This window comes from Pseudomonas nitroreducens (assembly GCF_010994165.1).
Taxonomy (GTDB): Bacteria; Pseudomonadota; Gammaproteobacteria; order Pseudomonadales; family Pseudomonadaceae; genus Pseudomonas; species Pseudomonas nitroreducens.
Map to the genome: position 1 here is coordinate 379,512 of NZ_WMBX01000004.1, position 20,980 is coordinate 400,491.

Genomic DNA, 20,980 nt, shown 5'->3' on the forward strand with positions numbered 1-20,980 from the left:
CATGAACGCGATCCTTGACCCCGCCATCCTTCCTGCCCAGCAGGCGCAATCGGGCGCGCTGGCCATCCAGGGCCTGAGCAAGGCCTATTCCATCGATGGCCGCAGCCTGCCGGTGCTGGAGAACATCGACCTCACCGTGCGCCCCGGCGAGTTCGTCAGCATCGTCGGCGCCAGCGGCTGCGGCAAATCCTCGCTGCTGCGGCTGATCGTCGGGCTGGAGAACGACTACAGCGGGCGCATCCTGCTCGACGGGAAGGCCGTTGCCGGCACCAGCCTGGAGCGCGGCATCGTGTTCCAGGACCACCGGCTGTTCCCCTGGAAGACCGTGGAAGACAACGTCGCCCTGGCGCTGAAGAACCAGAAGCTCGGCCGCGCCGAAAAGCGCGAGCGGGTCGCCGAGCACCTGGAGCTGGTCGGCCTGACCGGCTTCGAGCAGGCCTATCCGCACCAGCTTTCCGGCGGCATGGCGCAACGCGCGGCCATCGCCCGCGCGCTGATCACCCAACCCAAGGTGCTGCTGCTCGACGAACCCTTCGGCGCCCTCGACGCCCTCACCCGCGTGCGCCTGCAACACGAACTGCAACGCATCTGGGTGCAGCAGCGCAGCACCATGATCATGGTTACTCATGATGTGGAGGAAGCGCTGTACCTGGGCGACCGGGTGGTAGTGATGGACGCGCGGCCGGGGCGGATTCGCCATGAGGTGCGGGTCGACCTGCCGCATCCGCGCGAGCGAGGGGAGCCGGTGCTGACGAAGCTCAAGGAGGAACTGTTGGCGGAGCTGATGCAGGGCTGATCGTTGGGTAGGAGCGGACTCCGTCCGCGATCGGTCCGCATCGCGCCGGATTCGCGGACGGAGTCCGCTCCTACGCGATCTGTCAGCTCGCAGCGATGGCTTGCCCTCTCCCTAACCCTGGCTGCGCGCCCCGCTCCGAAGGGAGAGGGGACTGTTCGGCTTCAAGCGAAACTCCGAGCACGCCGGTAACGCCGATCTGCTCCCTCTCCCTTCAGGGAGAGGGCTGGGGAGAGGGTGCCAAACCAACGCACCCAATCCTCCCGTTACTGATCCACACCCACCGCCAACGCCGCCGGGAAATCCGGGTGATACCCGGTGCCAATCTCCTCCAGCACCCCGGCCTTGCGCAGCTTGCCCAGCACCCGCGCATTGGCTTCGCACAGCCGCACTTCGATACCACGGCGCTGCAGCTGCTCGATCACTTCCTGCAGGGTCTGCAGGCCGGTGATGTCCATGAACGGCACATGGCGCAGGCGGATGATCAGCACCTTCGGGTCGGTATGGGTCTTGGCCAGCGCGCGCTCGAAGGTCTCCGCCGCGCCGAAGAACAGCGGCCCCTCGATGCTGTACACCAGCACCCCCGGCGGCAGGTCGCCAAGGCCACGGCCGCGCAGCTCCACGTCCAGCTCGGGGCCGTCGTCGGCGTGGACTTCCACCGAGGACGCCATGCGCCGCAGGAAATGCAGCATGGCGAGGATCACGCCGATGTTCACCGCGATCACCAGGTCGCTGAACACCGTGAGCAGGAAGGTCACCAGCAGGATGGCCACGTCCGCGCGCGGCGCGCGCTTGAGCATGAACAGGAAATGCCGTGCCTCGCTCATGTTCCAGGCCACCACGAAGAGGATCGCCGCCAGCGCGCAGAGCGGGATATTCGAGGCCAGCGGCGCGAGGAACAGCAGGATCAGCACCAGCGTGGCCGCATGGGTGATCCCGGCCAGCGGGCTGTTGCCGCCGTTGCGGATGTTGGTCGCGGTGCGCGCGATGGCGCCGGTGGCAGCGATGCCGCCGAACAGCGGGGTAACCAGGTTGGCGATGCCCTGGCCGATCAGCTCCTGGTTGGAGTCGTGGCGGGTGCCGGCCATGCCGTCGGCAACCACCGCCGAGAGCAACGATTCGATGGCGCCGAGCATGGCGATGGCGAAAGCCGGGCCGATCAGCTCGAGCACGCGCGGCAGCGTCACTTCCGGCAGGCTGAAGCTGGGCAGGCCCTGGGGAATGCCACCGAAGGCGCTGCCGATGGTGGCCACGCCGTCGAAATGGAACAGCGACTGGATCGCCGTCACCACCACCATCGCCACCAGCGGGCCGGGCACCCGGCGCAACGCGGCGATGCGCGGGGTGAACAGCACCAGAGCCAGGCTCAGCAGCGCCAACAGGGTCGTCGCGATGTGCAGTTGCGGCAGGGCCTGGATCAGGTGCCAGAGCTTCTGGTGGAAGTGTTCGCCGGTCACCGCAGGCAAGCCGAAGAAATCCTTCCACTGGCCGACCCAGATGATCACGCCGATACCGGCGGTGAAGCCGACGATCACCGGCGCGGGGATGAAGCGGATGATGCTGCCCAGGCGACTGACGCCCAGCAGCACGAGGATCGCGCCGGCCATCAGCGTCGCGATCTGCAGGCCGTCGACGCCGTACTTGGCGGTGACCCCGGCGAGGATGACGATGAAGGCGCCGGTCGGCCCGGCGATCTGCACCCGGCTGCCGCCCAGCAGCGAGACCAGGGCGCCGGCGAAGATCGCCGTGTAGATACCTTGCTCCGGCTTCACCCCGCTGGCGATAGCGAAGGCCATGGCCAGCGGCAGGGCGACCACCCCGACGATGACGCCCGCCACCAGGTTGCGCGTCCAATGCTCACGGCCGAAGAGTCCGGCCTTCCAGGCTTCTCGCAGGGCGATCATCACAGTCTCCGACGGAATATCGATGCTGGATGCTAACAGGCCGGAGCGGAAAACGGCCTGGCGCAGGTCATGACTGTGGCGCGCTGTCGCAGGCAAAACAAGGTGAACAAAATATTGCACAAGCCTGACGGCGCGCTGCTTCCAACAGGCTTTTGAAATGCCGGAACATGGGCGTTTCACCGCGGAATAGAGGCCGTCGATTTGCCAGGCGACCTGAAATTTGGCACAATATGTTCATTATGTTGAACATCAAGGCTCTACCTCTCCCCACTTCCCGCCTGGTGTCGCGCGAGCGCCACTGGACCGGCGACCTCTAGCTCCTCCCTTCGGCTGCTACCTGTTGGTGGTGCCAAGCGCGGCAAACACTCATAGGTGATTGCCGCCCGAGTCGGCGCCACGAAACCCGAACCGAAACCGCCGCAAGGATGCTCTTAGCGAGACTGCGCGCGGCTGCCCGTGGGAGGGCTCCACCATGCGTTCCTGGATCTATCTGTTTGCCGCCATCGGCTTTGAAGTCGTTGGCACCACCTCGATGAAATTCACCCATGCGCTGTACCCGGTCGCGGGTCTGCTGCTGATGTACGTGATGATCGGCCTGTCGTACTACTTCCTGTCGCTGGCCATCAAGCATGTGCCGGTCGGCGTGGCCTACGCCCTGTGGGAAGGCATCGGCATCGTACTGATCACCCTGGTCAGCGCCTTCTTCCTCGGCGAGCACCTGAGCCTGGACAAGGCCCTGGGCCTGGCCGTGATGATCGCCGGTATCCTGCTGGTGAAATCCGGCACCCGCACCACCCCGCGTGAGAAGAACCTGGAGGTGGTGACATGCTGAACCATGACCTGATTCCGATGGCCTGGCTGGGCCTGGCCATCGTCCTGGAAGTGATTGCCAACCTGCTGCTGAAGTACTCCGACGGCTTCCGCAAGCGCGTGATCGGCGCGGCCTCGATCCTCTGCGTACTGGGCGCGTTCACCGCGCTGGCGCAGGCGGTACGCGGCATCGAACTGTCGGTGGCCTATGCCATCTGGGGCGGCTTCGGCATTCTCGCCACCGTCGCCATGGGTTGGGCCCTGTTCGGCCAGCGCCTGGTCTGGCGCGGCTGGGTCGGCCTGGCGATGCTGGTGCTGGGCATGGGCTTGCTGAAGCTGGCGTGATCATCGAATGTGAAATGAAAAAGGCGGAGCTGGGCTCCGCCTTTTTTGTTGTCTTGAGGAAGGTGCCGTGCGGTTCGCGAGCAAGCTCGCTCCTAAAGAAATCCTGACGGAGTGGATGCCCCTTGTAGGAGCGAGCTTGCGCGCGAACAGCCCTTGCGCCGGCGTATCAGGATCGCAGGGCGCATAACCTGGAACAGGTTATCCGCCGGCATGTTCGCGGCGGATAACGATGGCGCGTTATCCGCCCTACGAAAGACCCACGCGAATCACGCCAGCAGGCTCACCACCGCGAAGCGACTGAGATTCGCCTGAGCCACCACTGTCTGCGCCACCGCGCTGTAATGCGTAGCGCTACGCCCCATGCGGTCGAGCATGGAAGCGGCGAAGGTGTGCGCCCATTCGCGCTCATCCTCGCTGGCATGGCGGTCGAGGAAGTCGCGGATGTCGTCCTGGCGGTGGCGCAACTGATCGCGCAGGCCGCCGATACGATCCAGCGCCGAAACCACCGAATCGAGCAACTGGCGCTGCTCACGGAAGGCATCGGTCCTGATCTCGGTGGGAAATGCCAGCAGCCCTTCTTCCTGGCTTTTCAGCCGGGTGTTCTTGCCCTTGGCGAACAGCTTGCCCTCGCCCTGCACCGCCAACTGGCCCTTGAGCTGTTGCCAGTCGGCCTCGGGCGCGGAGAATTTCAGCGCGCCGTCGCTATCGAGTTCGGCGCGGATGCCGGCCTGGCCGAGTGTCGCGTTGAAGCGGCGCAGCACCTGTTCCGTGCTCATGCCATCGTCCAGGACCACCGCCGCCGGTTCGGCGAGTTGGCGGCCAGCACTGAACAGCAGGGTTTCCTTGCCGGAACGCTGGATCGCATCCACCGATTCCAGCCCCTCCAGGCTGAAACGGCTGCGCACCGGTTCGTTGAGGCGCAGGCGGAAGTTGGCGTCGAGGCTGCCGTCCGAGCGCTGGGCGCGCTGCTCCAGCAGCTCGTTGACCTGCCGGGTAGCCTGGCGCACGCCTTCGCGGTCCTGGGATTGCGGCGCGCTGAGTTCGCGGCTGAGGTTGAGCTTGAGGCCGCCGAGGCGGTCCTGCAGGTCGCCCAGGTAGCTGTCGGCGGACTGCATGGACGACAACTGCTGGTTGAGCTGCAGGTTGAAGCTGCCGCTCTTCTGCGCGCCGCGCGCCATCTGCGCGGCGTTCTCGCCTTTTTCCTCGCCTTTGCGCAGGGCGTTCTGCCGCTCCCCCGTGGAGGGCAGGATGACGTCGCGGCGGGCGCTGGGATCGAAGACGGCCGCGGCCGGCAGTTGCTTGATGACCTTCATGGTGACCTCTGCACCGGATGTGCTTCCGCCCGGCACTGTGGGCCGGGCGGAAGCGGGATAAAAAGTAGGGGAACCGGACGCTGCGCCGCCGATTGGCGTCCAGACCTCCTTGCGGTGCGGCCCGGCTCCCCTACGAAGAAAACTACAGGCGGCTGAACAGCGACAGGTCGTTGAGCTTCAGGTAGGTCTTCTGTGTCGCCTGCAGGGCCAGCTGGTAGGTGTTCAGGTCGATGCTCGCGCCGGCATAGTCCAGCTGCGACAGTTCGCCGTTGATCTTCTGGTTCACCAGCGAGACTTCCTCGTTGCTCGAGTTGAGCATGGTCAGGGTGTTCTGCCGGCCGCCCAGCTCGGTGATGGCGCCGAGCACGCCGTCGTGGGCGCTGTCGAGGCTGTCGATGGTCGCGGTGATCTGCACGTGCACCGCCGGGTCGGTGACATCCAGCGCCGGGTCCTTGAGCATCTTCACCGTGGCGTGCAGCTGGTTGAGGAAGTCCATGTTGCTGCCGAACACGCCCAGCGCGGTGACGTTCTCTTCCACCTGTACACCGTTGGCCACGGCCGCCTGGCGCGACTTGTCGTTGCCGGTGGCGACATAGGTATCGGTCAGCGGTTCGTAGGTCGCGGCGGCGGTGTCGCTGAGCGTGCCGGAGAACAGGTAGCGGCCCTCTTCGTCGCGCACGTTGACGAAGCTGACGATGGTCTTCTCGATATTCTCCAGCTCGCCGGCCATGGCGTTGAGGTCGCCGCCGGTGTTGGAACCGTTGGCCGCCCAGAGCAGCAGGTCGCGCACGTTGAGCATCGCGTCGGAGGTGGCCTGCAGATTGGTTTCCTGGGTCGACAGGTTGCCCGAGACGTTGCCGATGTTGGTGCGGTACTGCGCCAGGCTCGCCTCCTCGCGCTGGATGCGCAGCATGCGCACGCTGGCGATGGGGTCGTCGGACGGCTGGAGGATGCGCTGGCCGCTGGACATCTGCTGCATCAGCTTGCCCAGGGCCGCCGAGTTGCTGTTCATCGAGCCGCCCATCAGCGCGGTGATCTGTGCGTTGGTAATGCGCATACTGCTTTCCTTCACAAAGGCCCTTAAGACCTGTTTACGACCTGCTGCGCGTCGACATAACTGCGTTAACAACAGGCTAAAAAATGCTCATTTACACCGCGTAAACTCCGCTTTTTTAGCCTGTTTTTGCCTTGTTCTGCTCTAGCTCGCGAGATCGTAAAAAGGTCTTAGAAGGCCGCGAGCATCGAGTCGAACAGCTCCTTGGCGGTGCTGATGACTTTCATGTTGGCCTGGTAGGCCTGCTGGTAGGTGATCAGGTTGACCGCCTCTTCATCCAGGCTGACCGCGCTGACGCTATCGCGGCTGGCTTGCGCCTGGGCCGCCACGGTGGTGGCGGTCTTCTGGTCGGCCTGGTTCTGCCGGCTGGCGCTGGCGACCTTGCCGAGCAGCCCGGCGAAGGCATCGTTGAGCGTCACCTGGCTGCCGGAGAGGGTGATGCTCTGGCCCTTGAGGTCGAGCAGCTTGAGCAGGTTGACGTTGTTGCCGGACTCGCCAGCGGTGTCGGACAGCGCCAGCTGCTCGGGCTTGAGATCGTTGAGCGAGAGCATCGCCGTGGTGCTGCCGGCGTTGTAGGTCAGCAGCGCCTGGCCGGGGTTGCCGTCGAGGTCGAAGCCGCCCGCCAGGGTGTCGTTCACCATCTGCGCGAACTGGCCGGCCATCTCGTGCAGGGCGGTCTGGTTCGGGCGCAGCGAGTCGTACTCGGTGTCGTACAAGGCGCCGAGTGAGCCGCCCATGCCGTCCTGGGCCAGCGGGAAACTGGTGCCGGCGAAGGTCAGGGCGATTTCCTGCTCGCCGCTGGCGGTGCGGCTGATCGCCAGCTGGCCGGCGGAGTTGCCGGCCACCAGTGGCTGGCCATTGGCGAGCGACACGGTGAGCGAGCCGTCGGCCACTTCGTTGACGCGGATCGAGGCGTACTTGGACAGATCCGCCACGAGGCTCTCGCGGTGGTCGCGCAGCGCGGTGGTGTCGCCGCCGGAGGAGCCGACCTCGACGATCTGCTTGTTCAGCGCCGCCAGGTTGGCGGTCAGCCCGTTGATCTCCCCGACCATGGCGCCGCGCTGTTCCTGCAGGGCGCGCAGCTGGCTGTCGATGTTGCCGGACAGGCCGTTGAAGCGCTGGGCGAGGTTCTTGGTCTCGTTGATGATCTGCTGGCGCAGGGCAACCGAGCCGGGCGTGGCGGTGGCCTCGCTGAGCGCCGCGAAGAAGTTGTCGAGGCCGACGCTGATGCTCGAACCCTCGCCGCCCATCAGTCCTTCCAGCGCGGACAGGTACTGCTGGCCGCTGTCGTAGTAGCTCTGCTCGGTGGTGGCGCGCCACAGCTGCTGGTTCTGGAAGTCGTTGGCCATGCGGCGGATGCTGGTCACCACCACGCCGCCGCCGACGTTCAGGCCGCCTTCACCGGCCAGCGAGGCAAGGATCGGGCTCAGCCGGCTGAAGCCGGGGGTGTTGGCGTTGGCCACGTTCTGCCCGGAGGTGGCCAGGGCAATCTGCGCCGCACGCAGGCCGCTGTAGCCGATCTGGCTCAACATACTCAAGACGCACTCTCCTTCGACTCGATGCGGATCGGCTGGGCGAACGCTGCCGAGGCCGGTCGGGAAACAAATTCAGGCTGTTGCCCCTGATAGGCGACGGAATCGGCGTGGCGCTTAAATCCTTCCTGCGGCGCGTGCTTCAGGCCGCTCTCCGGCGACAGGCCGCTGCCGGGGATACGCGCCGGCGCCTGGGCCTCACGCACACGGCGGAGTACGCCGAGGGTGTAGTCGCGGGTTTCGTCGTAGGGAATGCTGCGCACCCAGTCGGCCATGCCGATCTGCCCGCTGCGCGGGTCGCCGTTGCTCTTCAGCCACTCGTCCACCTTGCCGGGGCCGGCGTTGTAGGCGGCCAGGGCGAGCACGTGCTGGCCGTCGTAGCGGTCGAGCATCTTGCCCAGGTAGGCGCTGCCCAGCGCCTTGTTGTAGGCGGGGTCGCTGGTCAGGCGCTGCTCGTCGTAGGGCAGGCCGAGTTCGCCGGCGACTTCGCGGGCGGTGTCGGGCATCAGCTGCATCAGGCCGCGCGCGCCCTTGGGCGAGACGGCGGCAGCGTCGCCGCCGGACTCCTGGCCGATCACGCTGTCCACCAGCGTGCGGAAACCGGCGCTGCCCTGCTGCCAGGCGTGGGCGAGACGGTCCACCCCGCGCTGCCAGGTATCCACCAGCGGGTTGCGGCTGGACACCGAAGGCCGGCGCAGCGCCTCGCCGCCATCGGCAAGCGCGACGGGCTCGGCGCTCTCGGTCGGCTCGGCGGAAAGCTGGCGCACCAGCAGGTCGGCGATGCCGGTCTGCTTGCGCGAGGCCAGGTGCTCGGCCAGCGCCTCGTCGTAGAAATCGCGCATCGTATCGAGGTCGCGGCTGCGCAGCGGGCTGCCGGCGGAGAGCACGTCGCCAGCCTTGCGCATCTGCTTGAGGATCTGTTGCAGGAACATCGCCTCGAACTGCTCGGAGGCGGCCTGCAGCTGCTCGCGGCGGATCGCCTCGGGCGACTCGCCGGGCTGGCCGGTCGGCACGATGGGACGGTTGAGCGAGGTGATGCTCATCAGATGACCACCAGCTCGGCGTTCAGGGCGCCGGCCTGCTCCAGCGCCTGGAGGATGCTCATCACGTCGTCCGGCGTCGCGCCCAGGCTGTTCACCGTGTTGATGATGCTTTCCAGGCTGGTGCCTTCAGGCCACTTGAACATCGGCTTCTTGTCCTGGCTGACCGACACGTCCGACTGCGGCGTGACCGCCGTGGTGCCGTTGGAGAAGGGCCCCGGCTGGCTGACCTGGGGGTTCTCGCTGATGGTCACGGTGAGCGTGCCATGGGCCACGGCGGCGGCCTTCACGCGCACGCCCTGGCCCACCACCACGGTGCCGGTGCGGCTGTTGAAGACGACCTTGGGCCGGGTGCGGCCTTCCTGCACCTCCATGCCTTCGAGCATGGCCATGAAGCTGGTGCGCTGGGCGCTGCTGACCGGCGCGCGCACCGACACCCTGGTGCCGTCCAGCGCAGTGGCGGTGCCGGAACCGAAGCGCTCGTTCACCGCGTTCATCACCTGGGTGGCGGTCTGGAAACTGGGCTTGCGCACGCTGAGCATCACGTCCGGGCGCTGGGTGAAGTCGCTGGGAATCATCCGCTCGATGGTCGCGCCGTTGGGGATCAGGCCGCTGTTGGCGCTGTTGATCGACACGCTGGAGCCGCTCTGCCCCTGCGCGTGCAGACCGCCAACCACGAGATTGCCCTGGGCCAGCGCATAGACTTCGCCATCGACACCCTGCAGCGGCGTCATCAGCAGCAGGCCGCCGCGCAGGCTCTTGGCGTCGCCCAGCGAGGACACGGTGACGTCGATGGTCTGCCCGGCGCTGTAGGACGGCGGCACGCTGGCGGTGACGCTCACGGCGGCGACGTTCTTCAGTTTCGGGTCGACGTTCGGCGGCAGGTTCACGCCGAACTGCTTGAGCATGTTGGCCACCGACTGGTTGGTGAACTTCACCTGGTTCTTGTCGCCGGTGCCGTCCAGGCCAACCACCAGGCCGTAGCCGATCAGCTGGTTCTCGCGCACGCCCTCGATGTCGACCAGGTCGAGCAGCGGGATGGCCAGCGCCTCGGCCTGCCAGAACAGGCAGAGCAGCGCCATCAGGCGGGAAAGATTTCTACGCATGGAGTGCTCGCCTGCTTACATCGGGAACAGCGGATGGGTGAAGAAGCGTGTCAGCCAGCCGGCCGAGTTGCTGTCGTTGAGCACGCCGCGCCCGGCGTAGGAAATCTTGGCGTTGGCGACGTTCTGCGAAGACACCTGGTTGGCGCGGTTGATGTCGTCCAGGCGCACCAGGCCGGTGAGGCGGATGAACTCGTCGCCCTGGTTCAGGCGCAGCGATTTCTCGCCCTTCACCAGCAGCACGCCGCCGGGCAGCACCTTGTGCACGGTCACCGCGATGGAGCCGGTGAGGGTGTTCTGCTGCGAGCTTTTCGCCGAGCCATTGAAATCGCGGTTGGCCGTGGCGGAGGTTTCCAGGCCGCCGTACTCCTTGGTCAGGATGGTCGGCACCGGCACGTCCAGGCTGGATTTCTTGCCGAAGCTGGTGCCCGCGCTCTTGCTCGACTGGGTGGACTCGCTGAGTACCACGGTGACGATGTCGCCGACGCCGATGGCGCGCTTGTCGCGCAGCAGCGAGCCGCCGTAGCCGGAGCGGAACAGCCCGCCGCTGGTGGTGGGCGGCAGGCTGTAGTCCAGCTCCGGCGGCTGGTAGAGCGAGGAATCCTCGTCCGGCAGCATCTCGTTGAAGCTCTGGCAGCCGGCGAGCAGCGCCAGGGCGAGCAGCAGGGCAAGGCGCGTCATGGTCAGACCGTCTGGTTGAGGAACTGCTGCATGCCCGACGCGGCGTCGAGCACCTTGGCGTTGGCCTCGTAGGCGCGCTGGATGGCGATCATGTTCACCATCGCTTCCACCACCTGCACGTTGGAGCCTTCCAGTACGCCCTGCTTGAGCGTGCCCAGCCCCTCCTCGCCCGGCGTGCCTTCCTGCGGCTCGCCGCTGGCGGCGGTTTCCTTGTAGAGGTTGCCACCGAGGGCTTCCAGACCGGCCGGGTTGGTGAAGCTGACGAGGGTGATCTGGCCCAGCTCGGTAGGCAGCGTCTCGCCGGGAAGAATGGCGGTGACGATGCCGTCGCTGCCGACGGTGAAGCGGCTGGCGCCGGCCGGCACTTCGATGTTCGGCGTCAGCGGCAGGCCCTGGGCGTTGACCACCATGCCTTCGTTGTTCAGCTGCAGCTGGCCGTTCTCGGTGTAGTAGGTGTCGCCGTTGGGCGCCTCGACCTGGAAGAAGCCGCTGCCGACGATGGCCAGGTCCATCGGTTGCCCGGTGGTCTGCATGCTGCCTTCGGTGAACACCTTCTGCGTGCCGACGACGCGCACGCCGCTGCCCAGCTGGATGCCGGACGGCACGGTGTTGACCTGGTCAGCCTGGGCGCCGGGTTGCAGCTGCACCTGGTAGAACAGGTCCTCGAACACCGCGCGGTCGCTCTTGAAGCCGACGGTGTTGACGTTGGCCAGGTTGTTGGCCACGGTGGACATCGCGGTGTCCTGTGCCGCCAGGCCGGTCTTGCTGACCCAAAGTGCCGAACTCATGTTGTGCTCCTGTCTGCGCGCCGCGCGTTAGCCGCCACGGATCATGCGGTCGCCGGCCTCGGCGAGATCCGAGGCGGCCTTCATCATCTTCACCTGGGTCTCGAACCGCCGGTTCAGGCTCATGGTGCCCACCAGTTGGTCGATGGCCGAGACGTTGCTCTGCTCCAGGTGCCCGGAGACCAGGCGCACGTCGTCGCTGGCGGCGACGTTCTGGCCGTCCTTGCTGACCAGCAGGCCCTGGGCGTTCTTCACCAGCGACGCGGCCGGTGCGTCCACCAATTTGAGGCGCTCGACGTCGGTCATCATGAAATCGCCGCGCGGCATCACCGAGATGGTGCCGTCGCTGCCGATGGCGATGGCGTCGTACTCCGGCAGGGTGATCGGGCCGCCCTCGCCGAGCACGGCGCGGCCGTTGATCATCAGCTGGCGGTCGGCGTCGATCTCCAGGTTGCCCTGGCGCGTGTACGCCTCGCCGTTGCCGCTCTGCACGGCGAGCAGGCCCTGGCCCTGGATGGCGACGTCGAGGTCGCGCCCGGTGGCCATCAGGGTCCCGGCGCTCATGTCGACGCCGCTGCTCTCGATGCGCGCCAGGTGGCGGCTGTCGTAGCCGGCGCCGCTCACGTCCACGGCGGTGGCGTGCTCCAGGTCGGCGCGAAAGCCGGGGGTGTTGACGTTGGCCAGGTTGTTGGCGCGGATGTCCAGCGCAGACATGCTGCGGCTGGCCGCCGTCATCGCGGTGTAGCCGAGACGATCCATGGGATTTCCTTAGATGGCCGAGAACAGCACTTGGGTGAGTTCCTTGTCGGTGGTCATCACCTTGGTGTTCGCCTGGTAGTTGCGCTGGCCTTCCATCAGGCCCACCAGTTGCTGGGTGATGTCGACGTTGGAGCCTTCCAGGTTGCCGGCCGAGAGCGAGCCGAACTGGCCGATGCCGGGCACGCCGATCAGCGGGGCGCCGGAGGCGGAGGTCTCGGTCCAGGCGGTGCCGCTCTGGTTCTGCAGGCCGCCGCTGTTGACGAAGTTGGCCAACGCGACCTGGCCCTGCAGCATGCGCTGGCCGTTGCTGTAGTTGACGTAGACCTTGCCGTCGTTCTCCACCGCGATGCCGGTCTGCTCGCCGGCCGCGTAGCCGGTGGTGCGGTTGGTGGTGACGACGAAGTCCGAGCCGTACTGGCTGGTGCCGGTGTAGTCGAGGGCGATGTTCATCGGGTTGACGCCCGGCAGGTTGAAGCTCACCGGCACCGCGGCGATCGGCGCGGACAGCGAGCCGTCCGGGGCGAAGGTCAGCGACTGGGTGGCGCCGACGGCATTGCCATCCACTGCGTAGTGCGCGTCCCAGGTGTTGCTGCCGGTCAGCACGAAGTACTGGGTCAGGGTGTGTTCCTTGCCCTGCGAGTCGTAGATCTTGCTGGTGTAGGTGGAGTTGTAGGTCGCCACGTTCTGCGGGTCGAACGGCGCGACGGTCGGCACCTTCTCGTTGGAGTCGAGGTTGGCGACGAACTCCAGCTTGTCGGTGGCCTTGGCCGGCAGGTTGGCGGTCTTCACCTGCAGGTCGGACACGGTGCCCACCAGCAGGTTGCCGGCCGCGTCGGTCGGGTAGCCCTGCAGGCGCTGGCCGGTGGCGTTGATCAGGTAGTTGGCATTGTCCTGGCTGAACACCCCGGCGCGGGTGTACTGGGTGTCGCCGTTGCCGCTCTTGACGACGAAGAAGCCGCCGCCGGAGATGGCCAGGTCGAGGTTGCGGTTGGTCGACACCAGCGAGCCGCCCTGGCTGATGCTCTGGGTGGTGCCGGTGACTTCCACGCCCATGCCCTTGGTGTCGGCGTAGACGCTGCCGAACTCGGTGCGCGAGGACTTGAAGCCGACGGTGCCGGAGTTGGCGATGTTGTTGCTGATGGTGTCCAGCTGCTGGGTCACCGCGTTCAGGCCGGTCAGGGCGATGTTGAAGCTCATGGCGTTAGCTCATCCTAAGTGGGGGGAACAGGCGCTCAGGCGGCCTGGCCCTGACTGAATTCGACGATCTTGTAGAAGGGCACGGAACCGGCGCCCGCGACTTCCAGGACCGGGCCGTCGGCGCTGACGCGGACGTTATGGACCAACCCGGACACTTCGATGCCCGGCGTCTCGCCGCTCTCAGTCTTCACTGCGAGGCTGTACTTGCCCGGCTTCAGGCCGAGCGCTTCGGGGTCCACGGTGAAAGGCACGGCGCCCGGCTCCTGCGGGCCGAGGGTGATGTCGGTGCGCACGCCGTTGGCATCGGTGAGTTGCAGCACGGTGGTGGCCGAGGCGTGTTCCAGGTTGATCTGACCGCTGACCTTGTCGCCGTCCAGTTGCAGGCTGTCGGCGCTGACCTTCACTTCCTGGCCGACCAGGCCGGCGGCGGTGAGGGTCTGCAGGTTGTCCATCAGCACCAGGTTGTTCTGCTGCAGGGTGGTCATGTTCTGCATGCTCTTCACCTGCGCCATGGCCGAGTACTGGTTGATGAACTCGGTGCTGTCCACCGGCTTGGTCGGGTCCTGGTACTGCACCTGGGCGACCAGCAGGGTGATGAAGCTGTTCTCCATGTCGCCCATCTCGCCGAGATTCACCGCCTGCTTGGGCGTGCCGGACGACGTGCCGTTGGTGCTGGTACCGCTGGTGTCGTTGTTCACCGTGCTCATCAGGCGTCTCCCAGTTTCAGCAGGCTGGACTGCATGCTCTTCACCCGGTTGAGCACTTCCACACCGGTCTCGAAGCTGCGGGTGGCGGACATCATGTCGGTCATCTCTTCGATCTCGTTGACGTCGGGGTAGTAGACGTAGCCGGTGGCGTCGGCCAGCGGGCTGCCCGGCTCGTAGCGGCGCTGCGGGGCGCGGCCGGAGGTGACTACGTCGAGCACCTGCACGTGGGCGCCGCCCATGCCGGCGCTGCGGGTGAGCTGGTCGTTGTCGTAGACGGCGGCGAACATCGGCTTGCGCGCCTGGTACACGTCGTCGGGCCTGGCGGCCGCGGAGTCGGCGTTGGCCAGGTTGCTGGCCACGGTGTTCAGGCGCACGGTCTGCGCGTTCATCGACGAGCCGGCGATGCGGTAGATGGAATCGAATGCCATGGCGTCAGCGTCCCTCGATGGCCTGTTTGAGACCGCGGAATTTCAGGGTCAGGAAGGTCAGGCTGGTCTGGAAATCCATCGCGTTGCGCGAGAACTCCGCCTGCTCGGTGGCCAGTTCGACGCTGTTGCCGTCCTGAGAAGGCTGGTTGGGAATGCGGTACTTCAGCTCCAACGATTGCGGGCCGGCGCTGGCCAGCAGGGCCGAAGGATTGTCCTGGCGCTGCATCTCGGCGGCGAAGTCGATGTCCCGCGCCTTGAAGCCAGGGGTGTCTTCGTTGGCCAGGTTGGAGGCCAGGATTTCGCTGCGCTGCATGTGCAGCGAGAGGGCTCTCTCGTGGAGACCCAGGGTCTCGTCAAACCGTATACTCATTCCCGCAACCCATTCTCATCGTTCGGCGTGCGTGGCCATTTAGCACAAAGCATGCCGACCCCTGAAGGTCGCTTCATGTCGTTGATTTACAAGGCGTTTATTGAAACCCAAAAACGCGGGCGCAACGCGTCGTTTCCGCTTTTCGCGCGCCACAGCGGGGGATGCGGAAAAGCGCTTTCCGCCTGCTTCCTCGTCCTCCTTCCCGCTCTTGCGCAAGCGCAGGATGCCCGCGCGCAACTCGACGCCGCCGCACAGCGACTGATCGCCAGCGAACTGAAGAGCGAAGCGAAAAAACAGGGCTGGAACGGCATGACCTTCAGGGTCGCCAACAACCTGCCCAACAGCCTGGCCAAGCTGCCGGCCTGCCCGAGCGAGCCGCAATTGCGCGAGAGCGAAGCACCCGCCTCGGCCACCGCCCGGCGCCGGCTGGAGGCCGATTGCGCGGGGCAGCCCGGCTGGCCGCTCTACTTCACCAGCCAGCCCGCGGTGTTCCTGCCGGCCGTGGTCGCCAGCGGCGAGATCGAGCGCGGCCAGACGCTGGAGCGGGGGCAGCTGAAACTGGCACCGCTGGAGATCGGCAAGAGCGCGCGGGGCTACTTCACCCGCATCGATGAGGTCGCCGGCAAGACCGCTCGCCGGCGCATCCGCGCCGAGCAGCCGCTGAGCCCGGCGCTGCTCGACGGCGCGCTGCTGGTGCGCCGCGGCCAGCAGGTGAAGATCGTCGCCAGCCAGGACGGCATCCAGGCCAGCGCCGCCGGCGAGGCGCTGGCCAACGGCAAGCAGGACGAAGTGATCCGGGTGAAGAACCTGCGCAGCCAGAAGGTCATCGACGCGAAGGTGCTGGCCTCGGGAGAGGTGAGTAGCATCTTCTGAGTGCCGCGGACCGTTTTACGTTGGATGAGCCCTGCGTGACGGTGGCTAACCGCACGGCAGACCGTAGGGCGCATAACGCGCCAGCGTTATCCCCGCAGAGTCGCTGGCGGATAACCTGTTCCAGGTTATGCGTCCTACGGTCCTACGAAGGTAATACCCGCCTCAGGTCCACCAATACCGCACGAAGTGGAAGAACACCGGCGCGGCGAAGCACACCGAATCCAGGCGGTCGAGCATGCCGCCGTGGCCTTCGATCATGTGCCCCCAGTCCTTCACCCCGCGGTCGCGCTTGATCGCCGACATCACCAGCCCGCCGAAGAAGCCGAGGATGTTGATCATCAGCGCGATCAGCAACGCCTGCCAGAAGGCGAACGGGGTGATCCACCACAGCGCGCCACCGATCAGCGTGGCCAGCGCCACGCCTCCGACGAAGCCTTCCAGGGTCTTGGACGGCGACAGGTTGGGGGCGATCTTGCGCTTGCCGAAGAGCTTGCCGCAGACGTACTGCAGCACGTCCGACAACTGCACGACGATCACCAGGAAGGCGATCAGCAGCAGGTTGCGGCCCTCGTAACCCTCGATGTTCAGGGTCAGCAGCGCCGGCACGTAGGAGATGCAGAACACCGCCAGCATCAGCGCCCACTGCACCTTCGAGGCGCGTTCGAGGAAGTGCTTGGAGTCGCCGCCCAGCGAAGCGAGGATCGGCAGCAGCAGGAACACGTAGACCGGAATGAAGATGGAGAACAGTCCGTACCACTGGATGCCGATCAGCAGGTACTGCATCGGCAGCACGAAGTAGAAGGCCGCGACCAGCGCCGGGTAGTCGCTGCGCCGGGTCGGCATCAGCGTGAGGAACTCGCGCAGGGCGTAGAACGACACGCCATAGAACAGCAGGATCACCGCCCAGTAACCGAGGGCGAAGGCGCAGCCGATCACCGCGACCATCACCCACCAGGCATTGATCCGCGCGTTGAGGTTGTCGATCACCGCGTGCGGTCCCGCCGGCGCGCGCCAGCGCAGCACCGCGCCGACCAGCGAGGCGAGAACGAGGATGCCGCCGATACCGGCGAACAGCAGCCAGGTCTGGTTCATCTCAGCGACCCTCCGGCGCGGCGAGTTTCAGCAGCGCCTCGCGGGCGCGTTCGAGGAAGGCGTCCTTGGCCTCGCCCTCCTGCACCGCCAGCGGCGCACCGAAGCTCAGGGTACACAGCAGCGGCAACGGCAGTGCGCGGCCCTTGGGCATCACGCGGCTGAGGTTGTCCAGCCATACCGGCACCAGCTCGACCTGCGGATGCGCCTTGGACAGGTGATAGATGCCGCTCTTGAAGGGCAACAGGCGCACCTCCTCGTCGAGGTTGCGCGTGCCCTCGGGAAAGAGGATCAGCGAGTCGCCGTCGGCCAGTGCCTGCTCCACCGGCTCCAGCGGATTGCCGCCTTCTGCGCCGCGCGTGCGGTCGATCAGCACGCCGTGGAACACGCGGTTGATGATGAAGCCACGCAGGCCGCCCTTGCCCCAGTAGTCCATCCCGGCGACCGGGCGCGTACGCGCGCGCAGTTCGGGCGGCAGCGAGGCCCAGAGCAGCACGAAGTCGCCGTGGCTGCTGTGGTTGGCGTAGTAGATGCGCTGCGCCGGGATCGGCGTGGTGCCGATCCACAGGCTGCGCAGGCCGGTCACCGCGCGGGCACCGGCGATGATGGCGTAGGCGAACAGTCGTTCCAGCATTGCGGGGGCGTTCCTCAGGATTGGAAAGTCAGGGCGATCAGGCACAGCAGCGCAACCAGCCACTGCACCGCACACAGCATCACCTGCCGACGCAGGAGTTTCAGTGCGCCACGGCTGCGCTCGCTCCAGGTGCGGCCGGACATTTCCGCGGGCACACCGACATGGGTGGCCAGGGCGTCGTCCAGTTGCCGGGTTTTCTCCGGCAGCGCCTCTCCGGCGTTGGCCATGGCCTCGAACAGATCGGCGTCCAGCGCCACACGCATGGCGTAGAACTTCTGCACCAGGCCGAGCAGCACCAGCAGCGCCATGCTCAGGCTGAACGCCAGCGTGGCGCTGGCCATCAGCGCGCCGTAGAAGCCCAGCGCCAGTGCGAGCACCGTCAGCGCCGAAGACAACCCATTGAGACTGCTGCCGCGGCGCAGCAGGCTGGCCACCAGGATCAGGCCCGGATCAACCGACATGACTCACCTCCCGTGATAGTTGCGGCTGACCGGCGACCTGCGCCAGCACCGCCAGTTGTTCGGCCTTGAGCACGATGCGTGGACGCGCGCGGCGAATCTGCGCCACCGCGTCCTCGACCGTGGCCGCCTGGCCGGATAACAGCAGCCACGCGGCCAGGACCGTCGCACTGCGCGAATAACCCAGGGCGCAGCAGACCAGCAACGGGCCACGCGCGCGAAGTTCGTCGATCAAGGCGGCGCCCAGTCGACACTGATCGACGCTGGGCGCAATCAGGTCGAGCAACGGCAGGCTCGCGTAACGATCGTCATGCGCAGTGCAGGGAAGCTCCGCGCACAGGTCGAGCACTCCCAGCTCGGGCCGCGCCTTGCGCTCCGCCGCGCCGGGCAGGCGGCCCAGCCAGAGCCCGGGCAGTACCTCATCGGGCTGCGGGTGCTGGCGTGTCCAGGCGCGGGAATTGATCCAGGCGGCCAGCCGATAAGGCGCCAGCAGCCAACAGACAGCCAGCGAGTGGCGGCCCTCCGCGCGCTTCTGGTAGCCCTCCGCGCCGATGCCCAGGTAGCACAGCGCAACCAGCGCCAGCGATACCGCCGGCCAGCACAACCAGAGCCAGATGCCACCTCCGCTCAGGGCCAGCATCCCGCCAAGCGCCGCGCCGATGGCGTAGAAGACGGCTAGTCGAAGTCGTCGCGGATCGCTGCTCAGCGTCCAGGCGGCCAGCGGCGAACGCCCTTCCCGCGGCCACAGCCAGAGGCAGAAGAAACCGGCCAGGGCACCCGTCGGCACATCGATGAAGTGGTGCTGCCAGGTGGTCAGTACCGACAGCCCGATGAGCGCGAACCAGCCATGCAGCAGCCAGCGCCAGACTCCGCTGGCGTAGCGCCCGTAGGCCGCCCAGAGCACCACCAGCAACGCGATATGCAGCGAGGGCGCCTGGTTGAACGGCTTGTCGAAGCCCATCAGCACATCGAACAGCCAGCCGAACAGGCCGTCCAGCGCCGGGCGCTCGAAGCTGAAGCGCAGCGGGAACAGCAGGAAACAGCTGACCGCGATCACCTGCGCCGTGAGCAGCCGCAAGCCGTGGCTGTCCAGTTCGCGGCGGGTGCGTGGCAGCAGGAAGGACAAGCCGTAGAGCAGGTCGATCGACCAGTACGGAATGATCGTCCATGGCCACAGCGACATGCCGCGTTCCCAGTCGAACACCAGCACGCCGACCGTCTCGCGCTGCCCCGTCACCCAGTTGGCGAAGCCGTAGCTGGCGAAGAAGAACGGCGCGAGGCACAGCAGCCAGATCACCGCCCGGCGAAACACGCCGGGGTCGCGCGGCGGCATCGCTGCACCCATCAACGGAGCTCCCGGCGCGCCAGCGACACGGTGAAGATGCCGTCCTCGTCGATGCGCTGGGCCAGCTTGCGGAAGCCCGCCGCCTCGACCAGTTGGTCCATCTCCAGTTGCGTGCGGCGGCGCATCACCCACGCCTGCCCCGCGCGGTGGCTGGTCAGGGCGCGGGCGATCAGCTCCAGCTGCGGGTGCCAGGGCTGGCCGGTGTAGATCAGGTAACCGCCCTCCTCCACCGCTTCGCCAAGGCCGGCCAGCGAGCCGCTGACCATGGCGTTGTCGGCGAACAGCTCGTAGAGACCGGACACCACCGCCAGGCTCGGTTTCGGCTCTACAGCGGCCAGGTCAGCGCCATCGAAGGCATCGCCCTGGACGAAGCGCGCACGCTCCTTCAACCCCAGGCGCTCGATCAGCGCAGAGCCTTCGCGCACGTTCAGTTCGCTGTAGTCGCGCAGCAGCACGCTTTCCGGCAGCGGCTCGACGCCCTGCAGCGCTTCGAGAATGTAGCGTCCGTGGCCCGCGGCGATATCGAGGATGCGCACCTCGCGGCCCTGCTCGCGCAGGCTGGCCATGGCCAGGCGCAGCAGTTCCTCGATGTGCACCTTGCGCTGGCGGATGCCGCGCCAGCCGGCGGACTCCAGGTAGGTGCGGTCGATCATCCGCCCCACGGGCCCCGCGCCGGCGGGCTGGTTGCGGTAGACGTAATCCAGCGTGCTGCCGGAATCGAAGCCGGTCTGGAAACCGAGGTTGATGCCGTCCGACAGCAACCGGCCGAGGCGCATGTTGGCGCGGGTCGCGCGCCAGTAGAGGTCGCGGATCGACCAGCTGGGCAGTGGGGTCGCCAGGGCTTCTGCTTCGGCGCAGGTGTAGCCGAAGCGATCGGCGTCGCGCAGGTCCGGGCGCTCCGGCGCGCGGGCAAAGCATTCGAGAATGAAGCGCCGGGCACGGGTCACCGCCTGCTCGCGGTTCAGCTCGCCGAGGGTGTCATGGAAGAAGCCGGGCAGGATGTGCAGTTCCTTGCGCGCCGTGCCGAGGTTGTCGAAGAAACGTTGCTGCGGCTTGCGGTGCACCACGAAGTCCGAACCGGAGATCAGCAGCTGGGTTGGCACCTGGATCGCCTGGGCGTCGGCGACCACCCGATCAGCCGCTTCGTAGAGGCCCAGCAGCACGTTCACCGAGATCGCCTTGGCGATCAGCGGGTCGCTGTCATAGGAGGCGATCCGCTCGGGATCGTGGGTGAGGAATTTCGCCTTCACGTAGCTGTTGACGAAGAAGTTGCCGCGCCACGCCCTAGCCAGTTTCAGGCCCGGCCGGGCGAAGGGCACGTAGAGCTTGACCTTGAACGCCGGCGAAGCGAGCACCAGGCTGCGGATCGGCGGGGCGTAGTCGTGGACCCAGGTGGACGCGAGCACCGCGCCGACACTCTGCGCCACCACGGCCATATCGCTGATGGCGATGCCGTAGGTCGAGGCGATGTGCTCGACGAAGGTCTGCACGTCGCGCACGCTGGTGCCGAAGCTCGGGCTGTCGCCGCGCGCACCGGGCGACTGGCCATGGCCGCGGGCGTCCCAGGCGAAAACATCGAAGCCGGGCAGGTCGAGCTCGTCGGCCAGGTGGCCGATGCGGCCGGAGTGTTCGTGGCCCCGGTGGAACAGCACGACCGCGCGGCGCGGCTCATCGTTGGCGGGCACCGCCGGCCAGTGGCGATAGAACAGCTCGACGCCGTCGTGGGTGATGAAATGGTGATTCGAAGACTCGCGCATAAC

The 20,980-nt window shown here is 66.7% G+C and carries 22 protein-coding genes; 4 read left to right on the forward strand and 18 right to left on the reverse strand.

The annotated features are described in order from the left end of the window. Position 1 precedes the first annotated feature (1 nt). Positions 2-796 (forward strand): ABC transporter ATP-binding protein, encoded by a 795-nt coding sequence (locus GJV37_RS19320; RefSeq protein WP_065086300.1) that lies wholly within the window; start codon positions 2-4, stop codon positions 794-796. Positions 797-1,059: 263 nt separating this feature from the next. Here the strand turns inward: GJV37_RS19320 and GJV37_RS19325 are convergent, their stop codons facing one another. Further along, positions 1,060-2,697, reverse strand: coding sequence for a SulP family inorganic anion transporter (locus tag GJV37_RS19325; protein ID WP_169889142.1), 1,638 nt, complete (start codon positions 2,695-2,697; stop codon positions 1,060-1,062). Positions 2,698-3,169: 472 nt separating this feature from the next. On the opposite strand from GJV37_RS19325, the gene GJV37_RS19330 reads away from it, so the two are divergent. Continuing rightward, entirely contained in the window at positions 3,170-3,529 is a 360-nt protein-coding gene (locus tag GJV37_RS19330; protein ID WP_024766312.1) for a multidrug/spermidine efflux SMR transporter subunit MdtJ, read from the forward strand. Beyond that, positions 3,523-3,852 (forward strand): multidrug/spermidine efflux SMR transporter subunit MdtI, encoded by a 330-nt coding sequence (gene mdtI, locus GJV37_RS19335; protein WP_169889144.1) that lies wholly within the window; start codon positions 3,523-3,525, stop codon positions 3,850-3,852. The genes GJV37_RS19330 and mdtI overlap by 7 nt, the downstream gene beginning before the upstream one ends. 266 nt (positions 3,853-4,118) lie before the next feature. On the opposite strand, the gene GJV37_RS19340 is transcribed toward mdtI, so the two are convergent. The 12 genes from GJV37_RS19340 to flgB form a co-directional block, all read right to left on the reverse strand. After that, complete coding sequence (locus tag GJV37_RS19340) at positions 4,119-5,165, reverse strand: hypothetical protein (RefSeq protein ID WP_193452856.1); 1,047 nt, start codon at positions 5,163-5,165, stop codon at positions 4,119-4,121. Positions 5,166-5,307: 142 nt separating this feature from the next. Continuing rightward, positions 5,308-6,222, reverse strand: a complete 915-nt coding sequence (gene flgL, locus GJV37_RS19345) for a flagellar hook-associated protein FlgL (RefSeq protein ID WP_193452857.1) — start codon at positions 6,220-6,222, stop codon at positions 5,308-5,310. 167 nt (positions 6,223-6,389) lie between these two features. Then, the gene (gene flgK / locus GJV37_RS19350; protein ID WP_193452858.1) at positions 6,390-7,757 is read right to left on the reverse strand and encodes a flagellar hook-associated protein FlgK; all 1,368 of its coding nucleotides are present in this window, start codon (positions 7,755-7,757) and stop codon (positions 6,390-6,392) included. Beyond that, the gene (locus tag GJV37_RS19355; RefSeq protein ID WP_193452859.1) at positions 7,754-8,794 is read right to left on the reverse strand and encodes a lytic transglycosylase domain-containing protein; all 1,041 of its coding nucleotides are present in this window, start codon (positions 8,792-8,794) and stop codon (positions 7,754-7,756) included. Before GJV37_RS19355 ends, flgK begins: the two co-directional genes overlap by 4 nt. Beyond that, on the reverse strand, positions 8,794-9,873 hold the full coding sequence (locus GJV37_RS19360; RefSeq protein ID WP_141678554.1) for a flagellar basal body P-ring protein FlgI: 1,080 nt from the start codon (positions 9,871-9,873) through the stop codon (positions 8,794-8,796). Before GJV37_RS19360 ends, GJV37_RS19355 begins: the two co-directional genes overlap by 1 nt. A gap of 39 nt (positions 9,874-9,912) precedes the next feature. After that, a complete protein-coding gene (gene flgH / locus GJV37_RS19365) occupies positions 9,913-10,575 on the reverse strand; it encodes a flagellar basal body L-ring protein FlgH (RefSeq protein WP_037016153.1) in 663 nt (220 codons plus the stop codon). A 2-nt stretch (positions 10,576-10,577) separates the two neighbouring features. After that, positions 10,578-11,363: a flagellar basal-body rod protein FlgG gene (gene flgG / locus GJV37_RS19370; RefSeq protein WP_024766305.1), complete on the reverse strand. Its 786-nt coding sequence runs from the start codon at positions 11,361-11,363 to the stop codon at positions 10,578-10,580. A gap of 27 nt (positions 11,364-11,390) precedes the next feature. Next, positions 11,391-12,119, reverse strand: coding sequence for a flagellar basal body rod protein FlgF (locus tag GJV37_RS19375; RefSeq protein WP_193452860.1), 729 nt, complete (start codon positions 12,117-12,119; stop codon positions 11,391-11,393). Positions 12,120-12,128: 9 nt separating this feature from the next. Then, positions 12,129-13,316, reverse strand: coding sequence for a flagellar hook protein FlgE (gene flgE / locus GJV37_RS19380; protein WP_065086308.1), 1,188 nt, complete (start codon positions 13,314-13,316; stop codon positions 12,129-12,131). Between the two features lie 35 nt (positions 13,317-13,351). Further along, entirely contained in the window at positions 13,352-14,023 is a 672-nt protein-coding gene (locus GJV37_RS19385) for a flagellar hook capping FlgD N-terminal domain-containing protein (protein ID WP_024766302.1), read from the reverse strand. Continuing rightward, positions 14,023-14,451, reverse strand: a complete 429-nt coding sequence (gene flgC / locus GJV37_RS19390) for a flagellar basal body rod protein FlgC (RefSeq protein WP_024766301.1) — start codon at positions 14,449-14,451, stop codon at positions 14,023-14,025. Before flgC ends, GJV37_RS19385 begins: the two co-directional genes overlap by 1 nt. Positions 14,452-14,455: 4 nt before the next feature. Continuing rightward, complete coding sequence (gene flgB, locus GJV37_RS19395; RefSeq protein ID WP_170858062.1) at positions 14,456-14,821, reverse strand: flagellar basal body rod protein FlgB; 366 nt, start codon at positions 14,819-14,821, stop codon at positions 14,456-14,458. 51 nt (positions 14,822-14,872) lie between these two features. Here flgB and flgA point away from each other — a divergent pair, with 51 nt between their 5' ends. Continuing rightward, positions 14,873-15,694 carry a flagellar basal body P-ring formation chaperone FlgA gene (gene flgA, locus GJV37_RS19400; protein WP_193452861.1) on the forward strand — a complete coding sequence of 274 codons (822 nt, stop codon included), beginning with the start codon at positions 14,873-14,875 and terminating at the stop codon, positions 15,692-15,694. A 162-nt stretch (positions 15,695-15,856) separates the two neighbouring features. Here the strand turns inward: flgA and GJV37_RS19405 are convergent, their stop codons facing one another. The 5 genes from GJV37_RS19405 to GJV37_RS19425 are packed head-to-tail and all read right to left on the reverse strand — an operon-like array spanning position 15,857 to position 20,977. Beyond that, positions 15,857-16,786: a phosphatidate cytidylyltransferase gene (locus GJV37_RS19405; protein ID WP_024766297.1), complete on the reverse strand. Its 930-nt coding sequence runs from the start codon at positions 16,784-16,786 to the stop codon at positions 15,857-15,859. Between the two features lies 1 nt (position 16,787). Then, the gene (locus GJV37_RS19410; protein WP_024766296.1) at positions 16,788-17,417 is read right to left on the reverse strand and encodes a lysophospholipid acyltransferase family protein; all 630 of its coding nucleotides are present in this window, start codon (positions 17,415-17,417) and stop codon (positions 16,788-16,790) included. Positions 17,418-17,431: 14 nt separating this feature from the next. Next, positions 17,432-17,878, reverse strand: coding sequence for a hypothetical protein (locus GJV37_RS19415; protein ID WP_024766295.1), 447 nt, complete (start codon positions 17,876-17,878; stop codon positions 17,432-17,434). Then, positions 17,868-19,208 (reverse strand): phosphatase PAP2/dual specificity phosphatase family protein, encoded by a 1,341-nt coding sequence (locus tag GJV37_RS19420; RefSeq protein WP_193452939.1) that lies wholly within the window; start codon positions 19,206-19,208, stop codon positions 17,868-17,870. The genes GJV37_RS19415 and GJV37_RS19420 overlap by 11 nt, the downstream gene beginning before the upstream one ends. Before the next feature lie 11 nt (positions 19,209-19,219). Continuing rightward, a complete protein-coding gene (locus tag GJV37_RS19425) occupies positions 19,220-20,977 on the reverse strand; it encodes a bifunctional alpha/beta hydrolase/class I SAM-dependent methyltransferase (RefSeq protein ID WP_193452862.1) in 1,758 nt (585 codons plus the stop codon). Positions 20,978-20,980 lie beyond the last annotated feature (3 nt).